The sequence below is a fragment of the Serratia sp. HNCC26DJ206 genome (assembly GCF_057180605.1).
Genome location: NZ_JBXUGP010000030.1, coordinates 1 through 20,132 on the forward strand (window position 1 = coordinate 1; position 20,132 = coordinate 20,132).

At 54.3% G+C, this 20,132-nt stretch carries 17 protein-coding genes and 1 riboswitch; of the genes, 7 read left to right on the forward strand and 10 right to left on the reverse strand.

Going from position 1 to position 20,132, the window contains the following annotated elements:
- Nucleotides 1-312: 312 nt before the first annotated feature.
- Both murI and btuB read right to left on the reverse strand, forming a co-directional pair.
- Nucleotides 313-1,176: a glutamate racemase gene (murI, locus tag AC2A1E_RS18900; RefSeq protein ID WP_459400516.1), complete on the reverse strand. Its 864-nt coding sequence runs from the start codon at nucleotides 1,174-1,176 to the stop codon at nucleotides 313-315.
- Nucleotides 1,121-3,013, reverse strand: coding sequence for a TonB-dependent vitamin B12 receptor BtuB (gene btuB / locus AC2A1E_RS18905; RefSeq protein ID WP_484385031.1), 1,893 nt, complete (start codon nucleotides 3,011-3,013; stop codon nucleotides 1,121-1,123). Before btuB ends, murI begins: the two co-directional genes overlap by 56 nt.
- 69 nt (nucleotides 3,014-3,082) lie before the next feature.
- A riboswitch (cobalamin riboswitch) is annotated at nucleotides 3,083-3,293 on the reverse strand.
- A 116-nt stretch (nucleotides 3,294-3,409) separates the two neighbouring features.
- Between btuB and trmA the strand changes: the two genes are divergently transcribed.
- Nucleotides 3,410-4,510 (forward strand): tRNA (uridine(54)-C5)-methyltransferase TrmA, encoded by a 1,101-nt coding sequence (gene trmA / locus AC2A1E_RS18910; RefSeq protein ID WP_484385032.1) that lies wholly within the window; start codon nucleotides 3,410-3,412, stop codon nucleotides 4,508-4,510.
- A gap of 48 nt (nucleotides 4,511-4,558) precedes the next feature.
- Here the strand turns inward: trmA and AC2A1E_RS18915 are convergent, their stop codons facing one another.
- From AC2A1E_RS18915 to ampC, 3 genes are all read right to left on the reverse strand, one after another.
- Nucleotides 4,559-4,915, reverse strand: coding sequence for a YijD family membrane protein (locus AC2A1E_RS18915; RefSeq protein ID WP_473189391.1), 357 nt, complete (start codon nucleotides 4,913-4,915; stop codon nucleotides 4,559-4,561).
- A 13-nt stretch (nucleotides 4,916-4,928) separates the two neighbouring features.
- Entirely contained in the window at nucleotides 4,929-5,561 is a 633-nt protein-coding gene (gene fabR / locus AC2A1E_RS18920; RefSeq protein ID WP_459402896.1) for an HTH-type transcriptional repressor FabR, read from the reverse strand.
- Nucleotides 5,562-5,882: 321 nt separating this feature from the next.
- Nucleotides 5,883-6,968: a class C beta-lactamase gene (gene ampC / locus AC2A1E_RS18925; RefSeq protein WP_484385033.1), complete on the reverse strand. Its 1,086-nt coding sequence runs from the start codon at nucleotides 6,966-6,968 to the stop codon at nucleotides 5,883-5,885.
- Between the two features lie 164 nt (nucleotides 6,969-7,132).
- On the opposite strand from ampC, the gene ampR reads away from it, so the two are divergent.
- Together ampR and sthA are read left to right on the forward strand one after the other, a co-directional pair.
- Nucleotides 7,133-8,011: a LysR family transcriptional regulator AmpR gene (ampR, locus tag AC2A1E_RS18930; RefSeq protein ID WP_484385034.1), complete on the forward strand. Its 879-nt coding sequence runs from the start codon at nucleotides 7,133-7,135 to the stop codon at nucleotides 8,009-8,011.
- Between the two features lie 199 nt (nucleotides 8,012-8,210).
- Nucleotides 8,211-9,608 carry a Si-specific NAD(P)(+) transhydrogenase gene (gene sthA, locus AC2A1E_RS18935; RefSeq protein WP_484385035.1) on the forward strand — a complete coding sequence of 466 codons (1,398 nt, stop codon included), beginning with the start codon at nucleotides 8,211-8,213 and terminating at the stop codon, nucleotides 9,606-9,608.
- Here sthA and oxyR read toward each other — a convergent pair.
- Nucleotides 9,591-10,508, reverse strand: a complete 918-nt coding sequence (oxyR, locus tag AC2A1E_RS18940) for a DNA-binding transcriptional regulator OxyR (protein WP_459400521.1) — start codon at nucleotides 10,506-10,508, stop codon at nucleotides 9,591-9,593. The two genes, sthA and oxyR, sit on opposite strands and share 18 nt — an antisense overlap.
- Before the next feature lie 150 nt (nucleotides 10,509-10,658).
- On the opposite strand from oxyR, the gene AC2A1E_RS18945 reads away from it, so the two are divergent.
- The 3 genes from AC2A1E_RS18945 (at nucleotide 10,659) to AC2A1E_RS18955 (ending at nucleotide 13,980) form a co-directional block, all read left to right on the forward strand.
- The gene (locus tag AC2A1E_RS18945) at nucleotides 10,659-11,390 is read left to right on the forward strand and encodes a glutathione peroxidase (RefSeq protein WP_484385036.1); all 732 of its coding nucleotides are present in this window, start codon (nucleotides 10,659-10,661) and stop codon (nucleotides 11,388-11,390) included.
- Nucleotides 11,391-11,525: 135 nt separating this feature from the next.
- Nucleotides 11,526-12,974, forward strand: a complete 1,449-nt coding sequence (locus AC2A1E_RS18950; protein ID WP_484385037.1) for a dihydrolipoyl dehydrogenase — start codon at nucleotides 11,526-11,528, stop codon at nucleotides 12,972-12,974.
- 679 nt (nucleotides 12,975-13,653) lie between these two features.
- Nucleotides 13,654-13,980, forward strand: coding sequence for a type II toxin-antitoxin system HicB family antitoxin (locus tag AC2A1E_RS18955; protein ID WP_484385038.1), 327 nt, complete (start codon nucleotides 13,654-13,656; stop codon nucleotides 13,978-13,980).
- Nucleotides 13,981-14,017: 37 nt separating this feature from the next.
- On the opposite strand, the gene argH is transcribed toward AC2A1E_RS18955, so the two are convergent.
- The 4 genes from argH to argC form a co-directional block, all read right to left on the reverse strand.
- Nucleotides 14,018-15,391: an argininosuccinate lyase gene (argH, locus tag AC2A1E_RS18960; protein ID WP_484385039.1), complete on the reverse strand. Its 1,374-nt coding sequence runs from the start codon at nucleotides 15,389-15,391 to the stop codon at nucleotides 14,018-14,020.
- A 71-nt stretch (nucleotides 15,392-15,462) separates the two neighbouring features.
- Nucleotides 15,463-16,680 carry an argininosuccinate synthase gene (locus AC2A1E_RS18965; RefSeq protein WP_459400527.1) on the reverse strand — a complete coding sequence of 406 codons (1,218 nt, stop codon included), beginning with the start codon at nucleotides 16,678-16,680 and terminating at the stop codon, nucleotides 15,463-15,465.
- A 26-nt stretch (nucleotides 16,681-16,706) separates the two neighbouring features.
- Nucleotides 16,707-17,480 (reverse strand): acetylglutamate kinase, encoded by a 774-nt coding sequence (gene argB / locus AC2A1E_RS18970; RefSeq protein ID WP_459400528.1) that lies wholly within the window; start codon nucleotides 17,478-17,480, stop codon nucleotides 16,707-16,709.
- A gap of 18 nt (nucleotides 17,481-17,498) precedes the next feature.
- Complete coding sequence (gene argC, locus AC2A1E_RS18975) at nucleotides 17,499-18,503, reverse strand: N-acetyl-gamma-glutamyl-phosphate reductase (protein ID WP_484385040.1); 1,005 nt, start codon at nucleotides 18,501-18,503, stop codon at nucleotides 17,499-17,501.
- Between the two features lie 215 nt (nucleotides 18,504-18,718).
- Between argC and argE the strand changes: the two genes are divergently transcribed.
- Nucleotides 18,719-19,864 carry an acetylornithine deacetylase gene (gene argE, locus AC2A1E_RS18980; RefSeq protein WP_484385041.1) on the forward strand — a complete coding sequence of 382 codons (1,146 nt, stop codon included), beginning with the start codon at nucleotides 18,719-18,721 and terminating at the stop codon, nucleotides 19,862-19,864.
- The last annotated feature ends 268 nt before the right edge of the window (nucleotides 19,865-20,132 follow it).

Here is a 20,132-nt window from a genome sequence, read left to right on the forward strand (position 1 = left end):
AAGTGGCTGGATATCGTCTTGTGAGTGCCCACACAGATTGTCTGATAAATTGTTAAAGAGCGTTGGTTACCGGCATGTTTCTCGGTAACGCGGGAGGTGCATATTACGCTTTCCCGCTGAAGAGTCAACCTTTTTTCTCTGCTGAGATGCGGTGTTTTCACCGGGTTGCTTCTTCCTGACTGGGCGACATTCTTTGCTATAAAGAGTTCGTTGTTCCCGGTCAGTGGAGGCGCATTATAGGGAGTTCTCAGAGCGCCGCAACCCCTAAATTCACTTTTTCTGCCGACCGTTGAATGTTTAATCAAAATGTATTTAAAGTGGCAATTTTTTCAACGATTTAAAGCCGTAGCCCTGTAAAACGGGCAACAATGCGTCAGTATCTTCATTCAGTGCCATGCAATAGGCCAGATTCTCTTCCTGGGTTGAGACCAAACCTTCTTGCGCCGAGATAAGCCAGGCAGCACGACGGGCAATGGCCGCACCGGAATCCACCAGCCGCGTTCCCTCTGGCAGGACCTGCATCAGTTCTTCAGATAAAAGAGGAAAATGGGTACATCCCAACACCACCGTATCCGGTGGCTCACGCATATTCAGCCACGGCTGCAGGATTTTCTTCAGCGCAGCCAGTGGCACTTCTTCGCCATGCAGCTTGGCTTCTGCCAGTTCCACCAGTTCCGAAGAACCCAGCAATTCGATTTTGCAATCGGTCGCGAAACGGGAAATCAGCTCATGAGTATAAGAGCGCTGAACAGTGCCACGTGTCGCCAGCAAACCAACGATGCCATTTGCCGTCAGTTTAGCCGCAGGCTTGATCGCAGGCACCACACCAACCACCGGGAAAGTAAAGCGTTCACGTAGCGCAGGCAGGCAGGCAATACTGGCGGTATTGCAGGCGATGATGACAATCGCCAGAGGATGGCGCTGCTGAACGGCACTGACGATCTCCAGCACACGTTCCACGATGAACTCTTCGGATTTCTCACCATAGGGAAATGCCACGTTATCGAAGGCATAAATATAGTGGAGATCCGGCAGCAGTTGCCGAACCTCCTGATACACCGATAACCCACCAACGCCGGAATCAAATATCAGCACCGTCGGGCGCGGTGTCACGGCGCTTTTAGAAGATATAGCTTCCAGTGAGGTAATATTCTCTTCCTGGAGTAACGTAGCCATAAGCCGTCTCGTAATCTTTATCAAACAGGTTGGCAATTCTACCACGAACTGTCAGATGAGATGTGACCGGATACGAAACTGCGAGATCCCACAGGCTGACACCGCCCAGTCTGACACGCTGCTCTGGGTAGGTGCTGTAATCAGTGTCATAGCGTTCCCCCAGATATTGATAAGTGACTGCCCAGTCGAAATCCTTGATCTGCCAATCCAGTTCGTACTTGACCTGCTGCTTAGAACGACGAACCAACACCTCATTGGTTTTGGCATTGCGCGGATCAACATAGTCATAGCTGATCTGATGGGTAAATAGCCCGGTATCAAAGGAGGCAGTGGCTTCGATACCTTTAATCGTAGCCTGATCCACATTGTAATAAGCAGGAATGGAACTGCTGGAAGTATAACCAATCAGGTTATCGATATCGTTACGATACCCCGTCACACGCCAGTTTACCGGGCCAGTCAGCCCTTCAAAGCCCCCTTCCCACTGCTGGCTCTCTTCCGGTTTCAAATTCGGATTACCAGCAAAGTCGCCATATTGCTGCCCAAGAGTCGGCGCTTTAAACGCAGTACCGTAAGAAGCAATCGCACGATAGCCTTCAACAAACTCCCAAGCGGCGCTGGTTTGCCAGGTATTGTGCCAACCAAATTGTGAGTTATCGTCACCACGCACCGCCCCTTCCAGAGTAATAGCGTCAAACTGTTGTTGTGCAGTCAGATACAGGCCGGTATTGCGCTGGCTTTTGCTGTCGGTGATATAAGCGGTGCCCGGTTCGAGCTTCTGCTCCTGCCAGTCAACGCCGGTGCTGACACTGCCTTGAGCCACCTGGAAGTGATTTCCCCACTGCACATTATATTGTGTGGCGTCATCCAGGGTTGCGGAGGGGGAATAGCGACCATATTTCGGGTCATAATTATAGTCTTTGCTGTGGCTGTAGCTGGCCGTTAACTGCGTGGCATAAATCCCCTCGCGATAACGCAGGCCGCTGTCCCACGACTGGCTATAGAGCTGGCGGGTATCGGGCAAAGCATCAGGATGCAGGGGATCTTGATAGTTATAGCTACCATCATAGGCCGTGCGGTTGTCATAGCCATAGCCACGCACAAACCCACCCAACTGCTCGGTAAACTGGTGTTGCAGTTCGCCATACAGCGATTTGCTCATGAAACCATCACGATCGGGCTGCGCCGGATTGCCAAAGCTGTCCGGCAAGTTGGCCACCACGTCAAACCCTCTGGTATAGGTATAATTGCCCGCCAAGGTAGCGACGGTATTTTGCCCCAGTTGCTGTTGCGTAGCACCGTCGTAGCCCTGATAGCCATTGGAACCGACACCGGCAGAAAGTGAGGAACCCGCCTTCTCACGGGTAGTAATGATGTTGATCACCCCACCAATGGCGTCAGAACCGTAGACGGCAGAGCGAGGCCCGCGGATAAACTCGACTTTTTGCACCAGCGAAATCGGGATTTGGCTCAGATCAGAAGAGCCACTGATACCGGCCTGATTAAGGCGGATACCGTCAATCAACAGCAGCACATGTCGGGAATCGGTACCGCGTATAAAGACAGCGGAACTCTGCCCCAGGCCGCCACTTTGTGCGATATCCACCCCCGGCAATCGGCGCATTACGTCGACTACGCTCTTGGCCTGCCAGCGATCGATATCATTGCGGGTGACAACAGAGGTCGGGGCCAGCACGGAAGAAACCGGCTGCGGGAAGCGATTGGCGCTCACCACCAGGGTATCGCTGTTGTTGGTTGTGGTGTTGTCTTGCGCCCATCCAGAAACTGCCGTCACGGAAGAGACCACCGCCAGCAGTGTATTTTTTATCATTGTCATAAAGAAAAGCATCCAAACTTAATTGGCGGATGCCGCAGGATCACAGCCGATAATTCGCGACGGCCATGGATTTTGCGACGTACACCGGCAGGTTTTCGGGCTTGGGATTTGCAGATTGCCGTGGGCAACCCAGCACCGGGCGATGACTTCCCATCCAGCAGTGGACAGTGTCTGCGTAAAAACGCTATCGCCGTGACTTCCCCATACCGCTGCGCGTCAGCTCCAGATTCACACTGGATTCCCTTTTCACTCGCTGCTTGAGGCCGGACGGCCATGCTACGATCAATAAAAATAGATGTCTAGACAGCTAATAAGGTCGCGAACCTAACAAAACTGGACTTCACGGCTTGATTCCCTACAATCCACGCTGATCCAATTTGCCTGACGAGAAGAGCCATGACGCCCGAGATTTTGCCCATTGAACGCTATGACGACCAACTGGCGGAGAAAACTGCCCGTCTGAGAACGATGATGTCACCGTTCACGGCACCTGAGCCGGAAGTGTTCCGCTCGCCCGTCAGCCACTACCGTATGCGTGCGGAATTCCGTATCTGGCATGATGAAGACGAGATGTATCACATCATGTTCGATCAGCAGACCAAACAGCGCATCCGCGTCGACAGCTTCCCAGCCGCCAGCGAACTGATTAACCAGCTGATGCACGCGTTGATCGTCGCCATCAAACCCAACCCGGTGCTGCGCCATAAACTGTTCCAGATTGATTACCTGTCCACGCAAAGCGGTAAAATCATTGCCTCGCTGCTGTATCACCGCAAGCTGGATGAACAATGGCAGCAGGATGCGGCGGCACTGCGCGATGCGCTACGCGCACAGGGCTTTGATGTGCAATTGATTGGCCGCGCGTCGAAGATGAAAATCATGCTGGATCAGGATTATGTCGATGAAGTATTGCCGGTCGCCGGTCGCGACATGATTTATCGCCAGGTAGAAAACAGTTTTACCCAACCCAACGCCGCAATGAACGTGCAGATGCTGGAATGGGCGCTGGATGTCACGCAGGATTCGCAAGGCGATCTGCTGGAACTGTATTGCGGTAACGGCAATTTCTCACTGGCGCTGGCGCGCAACTTCGAACGCGTACTGGCCACTGAAATCGCCAAGCCTTCCGTTGCCGCAGCTCAGTACAACATTGCGGCCAATCAGATCGACAACGTGCAGATCATCCGCATGGCGGCGGAGGATTTCACTCAGGCAATGAACGGCGTGCGTGAATTCAACCGGCTGAAAGGGATTGATTTAGCGAGTTATAATTGCGAGACGATTTTTGTCGATCCACCACGCAGCGGGCTGGATGACGATACTCTGAAGATGGTGCAGGCTTACCCACGCATTCTGTACATTTCCTGCAACCCGGAAACGCTGTGCGCCAACCTGGAAACACTGCAGACAACCCACAAGGTCAGCCGCCTGGCGCTGTTCGATCAGTTCCCTTACACCCACCACATGGAATGCGGTGTGTTGCTGGAACGCCGCTGATAGATTATCAGGCGGGCTCGATGCCCGCCATTTCATTGGAAATAAAGCTTATTGCGCGGCAGAATCACGTCTCTTCAATTGGAATCCAATCCAGAATACCAGTGCAACACAGACAATGGATGGCAGGAAGTTAGAGCCAATCTGCGGGTATTCCACTCGGACGATCGCACTGTACCCCAGGATACCCAGCAGGAAACAGGCGGCGGCCAGCTTCGGCATCCCCTCCGGCATGGGTCGGCTCAGGTAACGTTGATGCAGGCAATACACCGCCAGCACCAAAGCAATCAACGGGAAGATCGAGAACGGCACCACCGAGCTGAACAGCGCGGCAAAAGAGCCGTTAATCGACAGACCGGCAATTAACGCCAGCAGTAAAGTACCATTCTCACGACAGGATTTTTCCATTATTTTCACCTTGTTATACGCGGGATACAGATGCTTTTTCTTGCTCGCGACGATACCAGTAATAAGCCCCTTTGGAAATCATCCGCAATTGCAACACTAACCGTTCCTCGAGCTTCCGCCGCTGTTCGATATCCACATCCAGCGCTTCCGCACCGGCACTGAACACAATGGTCACCATCGCTTCCGCCTGCGCTTCGGTAAAGCTGCGCGGCATATGGTTTTCCAGCTCGAGATAATCTGCCAGTTCGGCAATAAAATGTTGGATTTCACGCGCTACCGCCGCGCGAAATGCCGCAGAAGTCCCGGAACGCTCACGCAGCAACAGCCGGAATGCATTGGGATTGTTACCGATAAATTCCATAAACGTGGATACCGACGTGCGGATCACGCTACCGCCTTTGGCAATGCGTTGGCGTGCCTGGCGCATCAGTTGGCGCAGCATCAGGCCGCTTTCGTCGACCATGGTGAGCCCCAGTTCATCTACGTCGCGGAAGTGGCGATAGAACGAGGTCGGCGCAATCCCGGCCTCCCGCGAGACTTCACGCAGGCTCAGGCTGGCAAAACTGCGTTCGGCACTGAGCTGGCTGAAAGCCGCTTCAATGAGGGAACGGCGCGTCCGTTCTTTTTGTTGTGCTCTGACGCCAATGTGCATATTCAGATAAATTCCATCCACTCAGTCTAACGCCGCAGAATTGGCAATATAGCAAATTTATTGCAACGGCATTTATACAAACGCGCTCTGTACGGTGCCAACGGCGCTTTATAGGGAACTGCTTAGGAAACGGTAACTATCCCACGCCAACGCGTTTTTTGTAGCAAGAGTGATGTTATACCTGATTTACCCTTCTGATTCGTCAAAATACCCCGTTACGCATGCAGACAGTTCCTGGTGCTCCTACCTACGTTCACTGTCACCCATCCTGCTCACAGGAACGACGTTAGGGGCGAAAAAATCCGCCCCTCCCGATTACTGTAATGCCTTTAAAATTTGCATCGCGGCTTTTACCCGCTCGGTATTCGGATAGTTTTTATTCGCCAGCATAACGATCCCTACCTGCTTTTCAGGGATAAAAGCGACATAGGCACCAAACCCGCCGGTTGCTCCCGTCTTGTGAACCCATGATGCATCCACACGAGGATGTGATTGCACATCCAACACCTGCTGCGGCCCGATCGCGATCGGGTTATCGGCCCCCCTCACTGCCATTGCGGCCTGAGCTGGCCAGTTAAGCATCTCCCAACCCAGCCCCTGATATAAGGCCTCGGTGCGATAAAAACGCGTTTGCGCCAGATCCAAAGCTTGCTGTAACGTGTTATCTGCGACCTGTTGCGGGTCCATATTCGCCTGCATCCAGCGCGACATATCTTTTATGGGGGACTTCACGCCATAGGATTCTGCATCTAGCATGCCCGGTGATACACGTACGGGTTTGCCATCGCGATAACCCCAGGCGTAAGAATTTTTGACCGCATCCGGTACAGTAATAAAGGTGTGATTGAGCTTAAGCGGCGTGAACACGCGTTGTTGCATGGCTTGCTCAAAGGAGAGCCCGCTGGGTTTTGCCGCTAAAACCCCAAAAAGACCGATACTGCTGTTTGCATACTGACGCGTTTTTCCCGGTGACCACTGTGGTTGCCACTGTTGATAGAAGTTTACCAGCCCATTCTCGTCAGTGACTGCGTCCGGAACCTGCAACGGCAAGCCACCTGCGCTGTAAGTCGCCAATTGCAGCAGAGTGATGTCACGCCACTGCGGTGTGTTAAGTGCCGGCCAGTATTTGCTGGCCGGATCGCTAAGCGCAATCTCGCCTTTTATCACGGCGACGCCACCCAGTACCCCGGTGAAGGTTTTGCTCACAGAGCCCAGTTCAAAGAGGGTGTCTTCTGTCACCGGACGATGCTGTGCTTCATCAGCCATACCCCAGGTAAAGTAGTAAGGCTGGCCTTTAACGATCACCGCCACCGCCATGCCGGGGATACCTTGCTGCTGCATCAGCGGTTTTATTGCCTTACTCACGGTAGTTTCCACATCAGGGGCGGCTGCAATACTCATAGAGCATACCGATGCCAATGCCGTCGCTATCAACGTTCGAGAAATTAATTTCACTGTGTTTAACCTTCCGGGTTGTTGTTTCGCGTGCAGTTTGCCCAGTTTGACAGGCCGCAACAAACTGTTAATTTTAGCGTCTGATAAAAGAAAATCTTACAGGTAAAATCGTGGTTCGCCCTTACATTCCGCTCAATGCGCTCAGATCTTTCGAAGCAGCTGCGCGTCATCTAAGCTTTACTAATGCTGCGATTGAACTGCATGTCACCCATGCGGCGGTCAGCCAGCAGGTGAAATCACTAGAACAGCTACTGGGTTGCCAATTGTTTGTGCGTGTTTCGCGCGGACTGATGTTAACCACCGAAGGCGAAAGTCTGTTGCCGGTGTTAAATGACTCTTTCGATCGTATTGCCAATACTCTGGATCGCTTCTCTGCCGGGCAAGTGCGCGAAAAACTCAAAGTGGGTGTGGTGGGGAGCTTTGCTGTAGGTTTGCTGTTGCCGCGTTTGGATGATTTCAACCGCCATCATCCGCATATTGAACTGCAACTCTCCACCCACAATAATCGCGTTGATCCGGCCGCCGAAGGCCACGATTACACCATTCGCTTCGGTAGCGGAGCCTGGCACGGCACAGAGGCACGGTTTATTTGCGATGCCCCACTGTCTCCGCTGTGCACTACAGCGATTGCCCAGCAGTTACAGCAACCTGCTGACGTGCATAAATTTACGCTGCTGCGTTCTTTTCGCCGTGATGAGTGGAGCCACTGGTTGCAGAGCATTAACGAACATCCGCCTTCGCCCGCGCACCCGGTGATGATATTCGACTCTTCCTTGACCATGATCGAAGCCGCGCTTTTGGGGACGGGTATTGCGCTCGCTCCCTGTAAGATTTTCAATCACCTGCTGCAAACGGAGAGACTTGTGCGCCCTTTTCCCGCTGCAATCAACCTTGGAGGCTACTGGCTAACGCGGTTGCAATCGCGAGCCGAAAGCGCCGCCATGATGGCGTTTTCCGGCTGGCTCAGCGCACAGTTTAGGGTGGGATAACGTGATTTCGCAGGCAACGGGTTTTTAAGCCTGCTGCCACAATAATCTTAAACTGGGGCCTGGAAAATACCGGTCATAACGCGCAGTTGATAGCCGCCTGTACAAGAAACTGTCTTGAAAAGGCTACTGGTCATTGGGCACACAGCGCTATGATGTTAAGATACCGTTGTAATCTTGTATAAGAACAGGTCTATCCTACATGCAACAGCACTATCAATTTGACGCCATTGTTATTGGCTCGGGCCCTGGTGGTGAAGGCGCCGCTATGGGGCTGGTGAAACAAGGTGCCCGCGTGGCCGTGATTGAACGGTACAACAACGTGGGCGGCGGCTGTACTCATTGGGGTACCATCCCCTCAAAAGCCCTCCGCCACGCGGTCAGCCGCATCATCGAATTCAACCAGAACCCGCTTTACAATAACTCCCGCACCCTCAGTGCCACTTTCCCTGACATTTTACGCCACGCCGACAGCGTCATTAACCAGCAAACCCGCATGCGCCAAGGCTTTTATGAGCGCAACCAATGCAAACTGTTTGCCGGCGATGCTCGCTTTATCGACGCCAATACCGTCAGCGTTCGCTATAAAGACGGCACTCAGGACACCATTCGCGCCGACAATATCGTGATCGCCTGCGGTTCACGCCCTTACCGTCCGACCAGCGTTGATTTTAAACATCCACGCATTTACGACAGCGATTCCATTCTCGAGCTGAACCACGAACCACGCCACGTGATTATCTACGGTGCTGGGGTGATTGGCTGCGAATATGCGTCGATCTTCCGCGGTTTAAACGTAAAAGTGGATTTAATCAACACGCGCGATCGTCTGCTGGCGTTTCTCGATCAGGAAATGTCGGATTCGCTGTCTTATCACTTCTGGAATAACGGCGTGGTGATTCGCCACAACGAAGAGTTCGAGAAGATCGAAGGCACGGAAGATGGCGTGATTGTGCACTTGAAGTCGGGCAAAAAAGTGAAGGCCGACTGCCTGCTGTACGCCAACGGCCGCACCGGCAATACCGATTCGCTGGGGCTGGAGAATGTTGGCCTGGAGTCTGACAGCCGTGGCCTGCTGAAGGTCAACAGCATGTATCAGACGGCGGTAGCCCATATTTACGCCGTGGGTGATGTGATCGGCTACCCAAGCCTGGCCTCAGCCGCCTACGATCAAGGCCGCATCGCCGCGCAGGCGATTTCCTCCGGTGCCGCCAGCGGGCACCTGATCGAAGATATCCCAACCGGCATTTACACCATTCCGGAAATCAGCTCCGTCGGTAAAACCGAGCAGGAGTTGACCGCCATGAAGGTGCCGTATGAGGTAGGCCGCGCCCAGTTCAAACATTTGGCCCGGGCACAGATCGCCGGGATGAGCGTCGGCAGTCTGAAGATCCTGTTCCACCGCGAAACCTTGCAGATCCTGGGGATCCACTGCTTCGGTGAACGTGCGGCAGAGATCATTCACATCGGCCAGGCGATCATGGAACAGAAAGGTGAAGGCAATACTATCGAGTATTTTGTTAATACCACCTTCAACTATCCGACCATGGCCGAAGCCTATCGCGTTGCCGCGCTGAACGGTTTAAACCGCCTGTTTTAAGGCAGTGCCGAGGTAATTCTGCATGTGCTCGCGGATCGCTTCGGCTAACTGCTCATAACGGCCACGCAGCGGGGAACCGGGGCGATACACCAACGCAATGGTGCGCTTCGGTTCCGGCTTGTAGCAATCGAGATAGCAAACACCATCACGCTCGCGCTCATTGGGCACCGCCAGCGCTGGCAACAGCGTAATTCCGCTGCCCGCCGCTACCATATTGCGCAGCGTTTCCAAACTGGTGGCGCGGAAGTGGGTATCTTCATCCGCACCGGCCTGGAAGCAGAAGCCCAACGCCTGATCGCGCAGGCAATGGCCATCTTCCAGCATCAGCAGTTTTTCCCCTGCCAAATCCGGCATCGCCACGCGATCGCGCTGCGCCCAAGGGTGATCGGAATACACGGCCAGTTTCATCGACTCGTCAAATAGCGGCACTTCAATGAAGGCTTCGGTTTCTTTCACCAACGCCAGAATCGCACAGTCCAGCTTGCCGCTGTCGAGCTGCGCCAGCAGTTGATGGGTTTGCGCTTCATGCAGGTACATTTCCAGCTTGGGAAAGGTTTTATGCAGCGTTGGGATAATCTGCGGCAGCAGATAAGGCCCCACGGTGGGGATCAGGCCGATATGCAGCGGCCCGGACATGGCTTCACCCTGCTGGCTGGCCATTTCTCTCAGAACCTTGACTTCGCGCAGCACGGTACGCGCCTGCTCCACCAGCAATAAGCCCGCCTGAGTGAATAACACTTTACGGCTGGTGCGTTCGAGCAGCATCACACCGAGTTCATCTTCCAGCTTGCGGATCTGCCCACTCAGCGTGGGCTGGCTGACGTGGCATGAGTCGGCAGCACGCCGGAAATGGCGGTGCTCAGCCAAAGCAACCAGATACTCTAAATCACGAATATTCATTATTTACCTCCTAGCCATGATAGCTCATGGCGATAGATAAGATAGCAATGAGTGATTAGATCTATCAAGCCCAAGCATGAATAATGCCCCCCAACGAAGCGATACCGCGCAAGAAGCAAAAAATTATTTTCCTAATTAAGGGGTTAATTCATGTTTACCAGTCAAGAAGGCAAAAAAGTCCCTCAGGTTACTTTCCACACCCGCCAGGGCGACCAATGGATTGATGTCACCACTGATGACCTGTTTAAAGACAAAACCGTGATCCTGTTTTCTCTGCCAGGCGCATTCACTCCAACCTGCTCTTCCAGCCATCTGCCGCGCTATAACGAGCTGTCCAGCGTGTTCAAGCAGCACGGCGTTGACAGCATCCTGTGCGTTTCGGTCAACGATACCTTCGTGATGAACGCTTGGAAGGCAGACCAGCACGCAGAAAACATTACCTTTGTGCCAGACGGCAACGGCGAATTCACCAAAGGGATGAACATGCTGGTGGAGAAGGCCGATCTGGGCTTTGGCCCACGCTCATGGCGCTATTCCATGCTGGTACGTAATGGCGTAGTGGAAAAAATGTTCGTCGAACCCAACAAGCCGGGCGACCCGTTTGAGGTCTCTGATGCTGACACCATGCTGAAATACCTGGCTCCAGAGTACAAGGTGCAGGAATCCGTCTCCCTGTTCACCAAACCGGGCTGCCCATTCTGCGCCAAAGCCAAACAAATGCTGCAAGAGCGCGGCATGCAGTACGAAGAGATCGTGCTGGGTCAAGATGCCACTACCGTCAGTCTGCGCGCTGTCAGTGGCCGCGCGACCGTGCCACAGGTATTTATCGGCGGTCGCCATATCGGTGGCAGCGACGATCTGGAAGCTTTCCTGTCAGCCTAATAAGAAAAAATACCCGACGGGTTTCATTCGGTACTCAACAATGTACCGTTTGAAAAACACGTGAACTTTTGGCGGGCACTGACCCGCCTTTTTTATACCAGATGGGCTGAAAACTCAGGGTATTCAGGAGTGGATATGAAACAGTTGAATGTTGATGTAGCAGTGATCGGCGGTGGCACAGCCGGATTGGGGGCTTATCGCGCAGCCAAACTCTCTACCCCTAATGTGGTGATGATTGAAGGCGGGCCTTATGGCACCACCTGCGCTCGCGTTGGCTGTATGCCCTCCAAACTCTTGATTGCTGCGGCAGAAGCGGTGCATCAGATTGAACGCGCACCGGGTTTTGGCGTACACCCTGCGGGCAAAACCACCATCAATGGCCGCGAAGTGATGGATCGCGTCAAACGCGAGCGCGACCGCTTTGTCGGTTTTGTGCTGGAAGGCGTCGACAGCATCCCGGCAGCCGACAAAATTCAGGGTTATGCCCGCTTTATCGACGACAATACCCTGCAGGTAGATGAACATACGCGTATTGTGGCACAGCGTATCGTGATCGCGACCGGTTCACGCCCAAGTTGGCCTGCGCCGTGGAACGAGTTGGGCGATCGCCTGATCGTCAATGACGACGTATTCAACTGGGATGATTTACCGCAGTCGGTCGCCGTGTTCGGGCCGGGTGTCATCGGGTTGGAACTGGGCCAGGCGCTGCACCGCCTCGGGGTCAACACCAAAGTGTTTGGCGTTGGTGGGGGTGTTGGTCCGCTAACTGACAGCATCGTGCGTGAATATGCCGCTAAAACGCTGGGGGAAGAGTTCTATCTCGACCCAGACGTGAAGGTAGACATCATGCAGCGCGAAGGCGAAAAAGTGTTTATCCGCTACCAGGATAAACATGGCCAGGCGCAGGAAATACTGGTGGATTACGTATTGGCCGCCACCGGCCGCCGCCCGAATGTAGACAACCTCGGTCTGGAAAATACCCGCCTGGAGCTTGATGCCAAAGGCGTGCCGCAGGCCGATCGCCTGACTATGCAAACCAGCGTACCGCATATCTTCATCGCTGGTGATGCCAGTAACCAACTGCCGCTGCTGCACGAAGCCAGCGATCAGGCGCGTATTGCCGGGCAAAATGCCGGCAGTTACCCGGAAGTTAACCCAGGCCTGCGCCGTAGCGCGATTTCTGTGGTGTTCTCCGATCCGCAAATCGCCATGGTCGGCTCCACTTTCCGCGAGCTGAGCCAGAAATTTAGCGCCTGTGGCTGCTTTGAAGTGGGTGAAGTATCGTTCGAAAATCAGGGCCGTTCCCGCGTGATGCTGCGTAATAAAGGTATTCTGCACGTCTATGGTGAACAAGGTACTGGGCGCTTTTTAGGTGCCGAGATGATCGGCCCGGATGTAGAACACATAGCTCATCTGCTAGCCTGGGCGCACCAGCAACAGATGACCATCGACCAGATGCTGGATATGCCGTTTTACCATCCGGTGATTGAAGAAGGCCTGCGCACCGCACTGCGCGATCTGCAAGCCAAGCTGAAATTGGGTGAAACCGAGGCGGAACGCTGCCAACGTTGCCCTGGTGAATAAATATTCATCTCTGCAAGACACCAGACCGGGCCACTGCGCCCGGTTTTTTGCGTAATACACTCCAGATTTATTATCCCTTGGTTGCCGAAACCCTCTTCTGCCGTCATTTTTATCCGTAGATATCTTGAATGATACTATTAATGATACTATATTGAGAGTGCACGGATGAAAGAACTCAGCGACGTTATAGCCAGTCTTCGCCAACGGCAGACCAATATCAAATTTCATGAACTGGCAAAAATCTGCAACCGTTGGTTTGGTGCCCCACGGATGAGTAGTAGTAGTCACAAAGTTTACAGCATGCCATGGCCGGGTGATCCGCGAGTTAACATCCAACGTGCAGACAGCGGTATGGCAAAGGTTTATCAAGTCAGGCAGGTGATAGCGGCATTAGGCTGTGTCCCTTAATTGCACGTGCGTGCCGCTGGCGGTCATTTGAGCGCGGGGCAAGGCGTGAACCGCGAAGTTTGGTGGACCAAATCAGCGGTGAACAACGCAGCAGCGCGCTCAAATGGCCCCAGCCCACAGGGTCGCGCCCCAAAAGCCCGTCACCGGCGTTGTCGGGCTTGAGCATAGGCCCACTATGCCCTTCACCCTCCGCCTTGCTGACGGGCTTTTGGGGTTGCGACGGCATCACGGTCAATTAAGGGACACAGCCTAGTTAGATTGGAGGAAGAAAATGACACTGCATGAGCATTACACTTACCGGATCACTTGGTCAGCAGAAGACGGCGAATACGTTGGGCTATGTACAGAATTCCCTTCTCTGTCCTGGCTGGCTCCAACCCGCACCGGTGCGCTGGATGGCATTGAACAACTGGTAGCCCAGGTGGTGGCAGACATGATCGCCAACGGCGAAACGCCACCCGAAGCGCTGGCGGAGAAAAATTTCAGTGGGAAATTGGTACTGCGCCTGACGCCAGAGCAGCATCGGCGCTTGGCGATCAGCGCTATGGAGGAAGGTGTCAGCCTGAACCGTTACCTGTGTGCCCGGTTAGCAGGGTAAATAACCAGGGGCAGCCATAAGCAGCCCCTGACACAGTTTAGAACAGACGTTTCTTCGCCTCAGAAATCGCGCTCGCGACCTGCTGCGGCGAAACACCGCCCTTGGCTGCACGCTTGTCCAGGCAAGATTGCAGCGCCAAAACCGGATATACGTCGTCACCAATCACTGGGTTGAATTTTTGCAGGTCTGCCAACGGCAGATCTTCCAGCGGCTTGCCCTGACGAATCGCCTCAACCACCGCTTCACCCACAATGTGGTGCGCTTCACGGAACGGCACGCCTTTGGCCACCAGATAATCAGCCAGTTCGGTGGAGTTGGCATAACCCTGTTGCGCCGCTTCCTGGCAACGTGGGCGTTTCACCTGAATACCGTCCAGCACCAGCGCCGCCATCTGCAAGCAGTCCATCCAGGTGTCGAGTGCATCGAACAGCCCTTCTTTGTCTTCCTGCATGTCTTTGTTGTAAGCCAGCGGCAGCCCTTTCAAAGTCATCATCATGCCGGTCAGCGCACCCTGTACGCGCCCACATTTGCCACGGATCAGCTCCAGCGCATCCGGGTTTTTCTTCTGCGGCATCAGGGATGAACCCGAAGTCACGCGATCGGAAAGCTCAACAAATGCCGCTTCGCCGCTGTTGAAGAAGATCAGGTCTTCGGCAAAGCGCGATAAATGCACCATGCTGATGGCAGCGTTGGACAACAGTTCCAGCACATGGTCACGATCGGAAACGCTATCCAAGCTATTACGGGTCGCAGAGGCAAAGCCTAACCAGCCAGCCAGTTGCTCACGGTCGATCGGATAAGCCGTCCCCGCCAGCGCACCGCAGCCCAGTGGGCTGACATCCAGGCGCTTCAGCGTATCTTGCAGTCGGCTTTCATCCCGCGCCAGCATCTCTACATAAGCCAGGCACCAGTGTGCAAAAGTAACCGGCTGCGCACGTTGAAGATGGGTATACCCCGGCATCACCGCATCTTGATTAGCCTCGGCGGTTTCTACCAGCGCTTGTTGCAGTTGGATGATCGCCTGATGCAGCTCGCTGACCTGATGTTTGCACCACAGTTTCAGATCGGTAGCCACCTGATCGTTACGGCTGCGGCCGGTATGCAGCTTCTTACCCAGATCGCCGACTTTATCGATCAGCTTCTGCTCTACCCAACTGTGAATATCTTCCGCATCGCTTTTGACGATCGCCAACGGATCGGCCTGCACTTCTACCAGCAACGCATTCAGCGCCTGTTCAAGTTGTTGTTGCTCCACCGCCGTCAGTACATTGACGGTCACCAGCGCTTTTGACCAGGCTACGGAGCCAACAATGTCCTGTTCCGCCAGGCGATAATCGAAACGCAGAGAATCGTTTAATTGTTTGAACCGCTGATCCGCTGCCTGACTGAAGCGTCCGCCCCAAAGTGCCATAATCTTGCTCCTGAATAAGTATGCGAAAGGGCGCAGCATGCTGCGCCCCTCAAATTGACGCTAAACCAAGGTTACTTTTTCTTCTCGTTCAACGCGCGAATACGGGAAGAGAGCGAGAACAAGCGGATAAAGCCGCCCGCATGGCTGTGATCGTAAACTTCGTCTTCGCCGAAGGTCGCAAACTCTTCGGAGTACAGGCTGTTGGCAGATTTTTTCTGAATCGCCGTCACCTGGCCTTTATACAGTTGCAGTACCACTTCGCCGTTCACTTCTTCGGCCAACGCTTGGGCAGAAGCCTGAATGGAGCGACGCAGCGGCGCGAACCAGCGGCCATCGTACACCACGTAAGACATTTCCAGGCCCAACTGCTCACGCCACTTGAAGCTGTCGCGATCCAACACCAGTTGCTCGACGCCACGCAGCGCAGCCACCATGATGGTGCCCCCTGGGGTTTCATAGCAACCGCGGGATTTGATGCCCACCAAGCGGTTTTCTACGATGTCGATACGGCCAACGCCATGCTTGGCACCCAGCACGTTCAGGGTTTCCAGGCATTTGTACGGGCTCATCGCTTCGCCGTTCACCGCCACCACGCAGCCTTTCGCCACGGTCACCGTCACGTGCTCAGGCTGATCCGGCGCTTCCAGCGGATCTACGGTCCACACCCAGCAATCTTTGTTCGGCGCATTCCACGGGCTTTCCAGCACGCCGCCTTCGGTTGAAATGTGCCAAGCGTTTTCATCACGGCTGTAGATTTTTTCCAGCGACGCGGTGGTCGGGATATTACGTTCTTTCAGGTAATCCAGCAGCGCTTCACGGGAACGCAGGTTCCACTCACGCCATGGCGCAACCACTTTCAGATGTGGAGCCAGCGCGGTATAGGTGGTTTCGAAACGCACCTGATCGTTGCCTTTACCGGTCGCACCGTGGCACAGCGCGTCTGCACCCACTTTCAGCGCCAGCTCAACCTGGGCTTTAGCGATGATCGGGCGCGCCATGGAGGTGCCCAACAGGTAGCTGCCTTCATACAGCGCACCGGTTTGCAGCACCGGATAAACATAGTCACGGATGAATTCTTCACGCAGATCAACCACGTGACACTCAGAGGCACCGGATTGCAGAGCTTTCTGCTCAACGCCTTCCAGATCGCTGCGCTCCTGGCCGATATCTGCCACGAAAGCTACCACTTCGCAGCCGCCGTAGTTTTCTTTCAGCCATGGAATGATGGCCGAAGTATCCAAGCCGCCAGAGTACGCCAGAACGATTTTCTTGATGCCTTTGTTTTGCATTGTGTTATTCCTTTTTAATTCTAAATTTAAGCGAGGATCCGGGTGCCAATCGACACACCATTAAACAGAGCAGGAAGCTTTTCGGCATTGCGCCAGCTGGCGATATCCACCGGGCGGCCAAGGGTACGCGCTGCATCCAGTGCCGCGTTCACCTTCACTACCATACCATCAGTAATGATGCCCTGAGCAATCAGTTGTTCTGCTTTTTGCGCCGTCATTTCCGCGATGCGCTGCCCTTTACCGTCGAGAATGCCACTGACATCCGACAGCAGGATCAAATCTGCACCTAAGGTTGCGGCCAGCGCTGTGGCGGCCTGATCGGCATTCACATTCATCAGTTGGCCTTCGGCGGTAATGCCGATGGAACTGATCACCGGCAGATAGCCAGCCGCCAGCAGCGTATTGAGCAGCGCAGGCGAACCTGGCTGTGCATTGCCAACGTGGCCCAACGCCGGGTCGAGCTGGGTTACGGCAACGCTGCCGCCGTCGGCCAGGCTCAGCCCAACCGCACTGATCTTGTGTTTAACCGCCCACGCCAGCAGAGTCTTGTTGGCAGTACCGGCTAGAGCACCGGTAATGATGTCGATCTGATCGGCAGGCGTGACGCGCAGGCCGTTCTTCTTCACCACGGGCAGAGAAAGTTGCTTCATCAGTTCATCCACCACGCAACCGCCGCCGTGGACGATCACCAGCGGGCGCTGATGTTCCTGGCGATAGATATCCAGCGCGGTAAACAAGCGCTCCAGCGCTTCTTCACTGTCCAGTAACACACCACCGAGTTTGATAATTAATGGGTTCATCGCTTTGCTCACGCTGATTTAAATTAATGATTGGGTTTCCGGGAACCCAAAACGGATATTCAGGCACTGCACCGCCTGAGCGGCTGCACCTTTCAACAGATTGTCTTCCGCTGCGACGGCGATCAGATGCTCGCCCTGCACGGCAAAACCGATATCGCAGAACGGCAGGCCCACCACCGACTTCAGCGCTGGCACACCCTTGTCGTACAACCGCACCAGCGGTTTATCGTCGTAAGCCGCGTGATAGGCCGCTGCCACATCCTGCGCGGTGACGCCCGTTTTCAGGCGGCAGGTGATGGTTTCCAGAATACCCCGCGGGAAACTACCCAGATGCGGCGTAAAGATCACCGGGATGCCCAAATGCGCGGTGATTTCTGGATGGTGACGATGGTTGAACAGGCCGTAAGGTTGCAGGCTGACTTCGCAGAAGCTGGTGGTGACGCTGGCTTTACGCCCGGCACCGCTGACGCCGCTGACGGCGTTGATTACTGGCCATTGGTCCAGATTCAGCAGTTGTTTGTCGATCAGCGGTTTCAGCGTCAACTGAGCCGCGGTTGGGTAGCAACCCGGCACGGCGATCAGCTGTGCTTCTTTGATTTTTTCGCTCTGCCACTCCGCCAGACCGTATACCGCCTTGGCCAGCCAGTCAGCATGCTGATGTTCAAAGCCATAATATTGGCGATAAAAATCGGTGTCCTGCACGCGGAACGCACCTGAGAGATCGAACACCACGCAGCCTGCCGCTAAAAACTCTGGGGCAATATCGTGGCTGACTTCGTGTGCCGTTGCCAAGAACACCACGTCGATCCCTTTTGCCGCTTCCGCCACGTTCACCAGCGGCTGCAACGGCAGATCAACGATGCCTTTTAACTGCGGATGCAGCTCAGAAAGTAATTTTCCTGCATCTGCACTTTGCGCTGAAACCGCTAAAGCGGTTATGTTCATGTGTGGGTGGCGATTCAGATAAGCCGTGAGCTCCGCTCCGGCGTAACCGCTGGCTCCAACAATCAGCGTATTCAACATGTGGCCTTTCACCTTTTTGGCTTAAAGTAGAGGCACTTGCGCCCCGTCAGCAGGGCTTGGTCGCGTTGTTGCGCCGTTCACCCACGTGGTCGAGCGTTGATGTTTTATCAACATCCAGGGTTCGTATTCCCTTACGCTCCAGCTTAATGTATTTTTATTCAGAATAAATGCATGAATATTGATACTATCCTAACCAAAGGCTGTCAACAGTGAAGATGAAATTACCCCCATTTATTGAGCTGTACCGGGCGTTGATCAGAACGAAGTCGATCAGCGCCACCGATGGTGCCCTCGATCATAGTAATGAAGCATTAATCAACTTGCTGGCCGGTTGGTTCGCCGATTTAGGCTTCCGCGTTGACGTGCAGCCAGTACCGGATACGCGCAATAAATTTAACCTGCTGGCCAGCATTGGCACGGGCAGCGGCGGCCTGCTGCTGGCGGGCCATACCGACACCGTGCCTTACGATGAAGGCCGCTGGACGCGCGATCCGTTCACCCTGACCGAGCACGACAACAAACTGTACGGGCTGGGCACCGCCGACATGAAAGGCTTCTTCGCCTTTATTCTGGACGCGGTACGGGATATTGATGCCAGCAAGCTGACCAAGCCGCTGTACATTCTGGCCACCGCAGACGAAGAAACGACCATGGCCGGAGCGCGCTATTTCGCCGCCTCCACCAAAATCCGCCCGGACTTTGCCATTATCGGTGAACCAACGTCGCTGAAACCGGTGCGCGCGCACAAAGGCCATATCTCCAATGCTATCCGCATCGTGGGTCAATCGGGCCATTCGAGCGATCCGGCACGCGGCGTCAACGCAATCGATCTGATGCATGAATCCATCGGGCATTTGATGGAACTGCGCAAAACGCTGCAAGAGCGCTACAACAACCCGGCGTTTGCCGTGCCTTATCCCACCATGAACTTCGGCCATATCAGCGGTGGAGATGCGGCCAACCGTATCTGCGCCTGCTGTGAACTGCATATGGATATCCGCCCGCTGCCGGGTATGACGCTGGATAACATCAATGAACTGCTGCACGAGGCACTGGCACCAGTCAGCCAGCGCTGGCCTGGGCGCTTGTCAATTGATGAGCTGCATCCGCCGATCCCGGGCTACGAGTGCCCAACCGATCACCATATGGTGGCGGTGATTGAGAAACTGCTGGGTTCACGTACCGAAGTGGTCAACTACTGCACCGAAGCGCCATTCGTACAGGAAGTGTGCCCAACGCTGGTGCTGGGGCCGGGTTCAATCAACCAGGCGCATCAGCCAGATGAATACCTCGACACGGCGTTTATCGAACCCACCCGCAAGCTGCTGGGGCAACTGGTCGATCACTTCTGCCAGCAATAAAAACACGTTAGGAGTAGGGAGTTTCCCTACTCTTCAGGTGCAGAAAATTAAGCCGATAAGCCAGACTGATAACCAGCAGCCCGTAATTAAATTTCACAAAATGCACCGATTTTGATGTTTTTTTGCTAAAAATAGTGTCAATTAACCATTGGGCAGGAGCGTGGTGAGATAAAACCGGCAGTCTTTACCTAACACGTGAAATTTACTTACAAGATGAAAATCAGGTACCCACAGATTTCAAGTTGTGGTTAACAACACGGCAACTTGA

What these genes read in the sequence shown, in the direction of transcription:
- AC2A1E_RS18955 (WP_484385038.1), top strand. Translation starts at nt 13,654, where the DNA reads ATGACACTGCATGAGCATTACACTTACCGGATCACTTGGTCAGCAGAA.
- argB (WP_459400528.1), bottom strand. Translation starts at nt 17,480, where the DNA reads ATGAACCCATTAATTATCAAACTCGGTGGTGTGTTACTGGACAGTGAA.
- trmA (WP_484385032.1), top strand. Translation starts at nt 3,410, where the DNA reads ATGACGCCCGAGATTTTGCCCATTGAACGCTATGACGACCAACTGGCG.
- btuB (WP_484385031.1), bottom strand. Translation starts at nt 3,013, where the DNA reads ATGACAATGATAAAAAATACACTGCTGGCGGTGGTCTCTTCCGTGACG.
- AC2A1E_RS18965 (WP_459400527.1), bottom strand. Translation starts at nt 16,680, where the DNA reads ATGCAAAACAAAGGCATCAAGAAAATCGTTCTGGCGTACTCTGGCGGC.
- AC2A1E_RS18915 (WP_473189391.1), bottom strand. Translation starts at nt 4,915, where the DNA reads ATGGAAAAATCCTGTCGTGAGAATGGTACTTTACTGCTGGCGTTAATT.
- ampC (WP_484385033.1), bottom strand. Translation starts at nt 6,968, where the DNA reads ATGAGTATTGCAGCCGCCCCTGATGTGGAAACTACCGTGAGTAAGGCA.
- AC2A1E_RS18950 (WP_484385037.1), top strand. Translation starts at nt 11,526, where the DNA reads ATGAAACAGTTGAATGTTGATGTAGCAGTGATCGGCGGTGGCACAGCC.
- oxyR (WP_459400521.1), bottom strand. Translation starts at nt 10,508, where the DNA reads ATGAATATTCGTGATTTAGAGTATCTGGTTGCTTTGGCTGAGCACCGC.
- murI (WP_459400516.1), bottom strand. Translation starts at nt 1,176, where the DNA reads ATGGCTACGTTACTCCAGGAAGAGAATATTACCTCACTGGAAGCTATA.
- sthA (WP_484385035.1), top strand. Translation starts at nt 8,211, where the DNA reads ATGCAACAGCACTATCAATTTGACGCCATTGTTATTGGCTCGGGCCCT.
- AC2A1E_RS18945 (WP_484385036.1), top strand. Translation starts at nt 10,659, where the DNA reads ATGTTTACCAGTCAAGAAGGCAAAAAAGTCCCTCAGGTTACTTTCCAC.
- argE (WP_484385041.1), top strand. Translation starts at nt 18,719, where the DNA reads ATGAAATTACCCCCATTTATTGAGCTGTACCGGGCGTTGATCAGAACG.
- argH (WP_484385039.1), bottom strand. Translation starts at nt 15,391, where the DNA reads ATGGCACTTTGGGGCGGACGCTTCAGTCAGGCAGCGGATCAGCGGTTC.
- argC (WP_484385040.1), bottom strand. Translation starts at nt 18,503, where the DNA reads ATGTTGAATACGCTGATTGTTGGAGCCAGCGGTTACGCCGGAGCGGAG.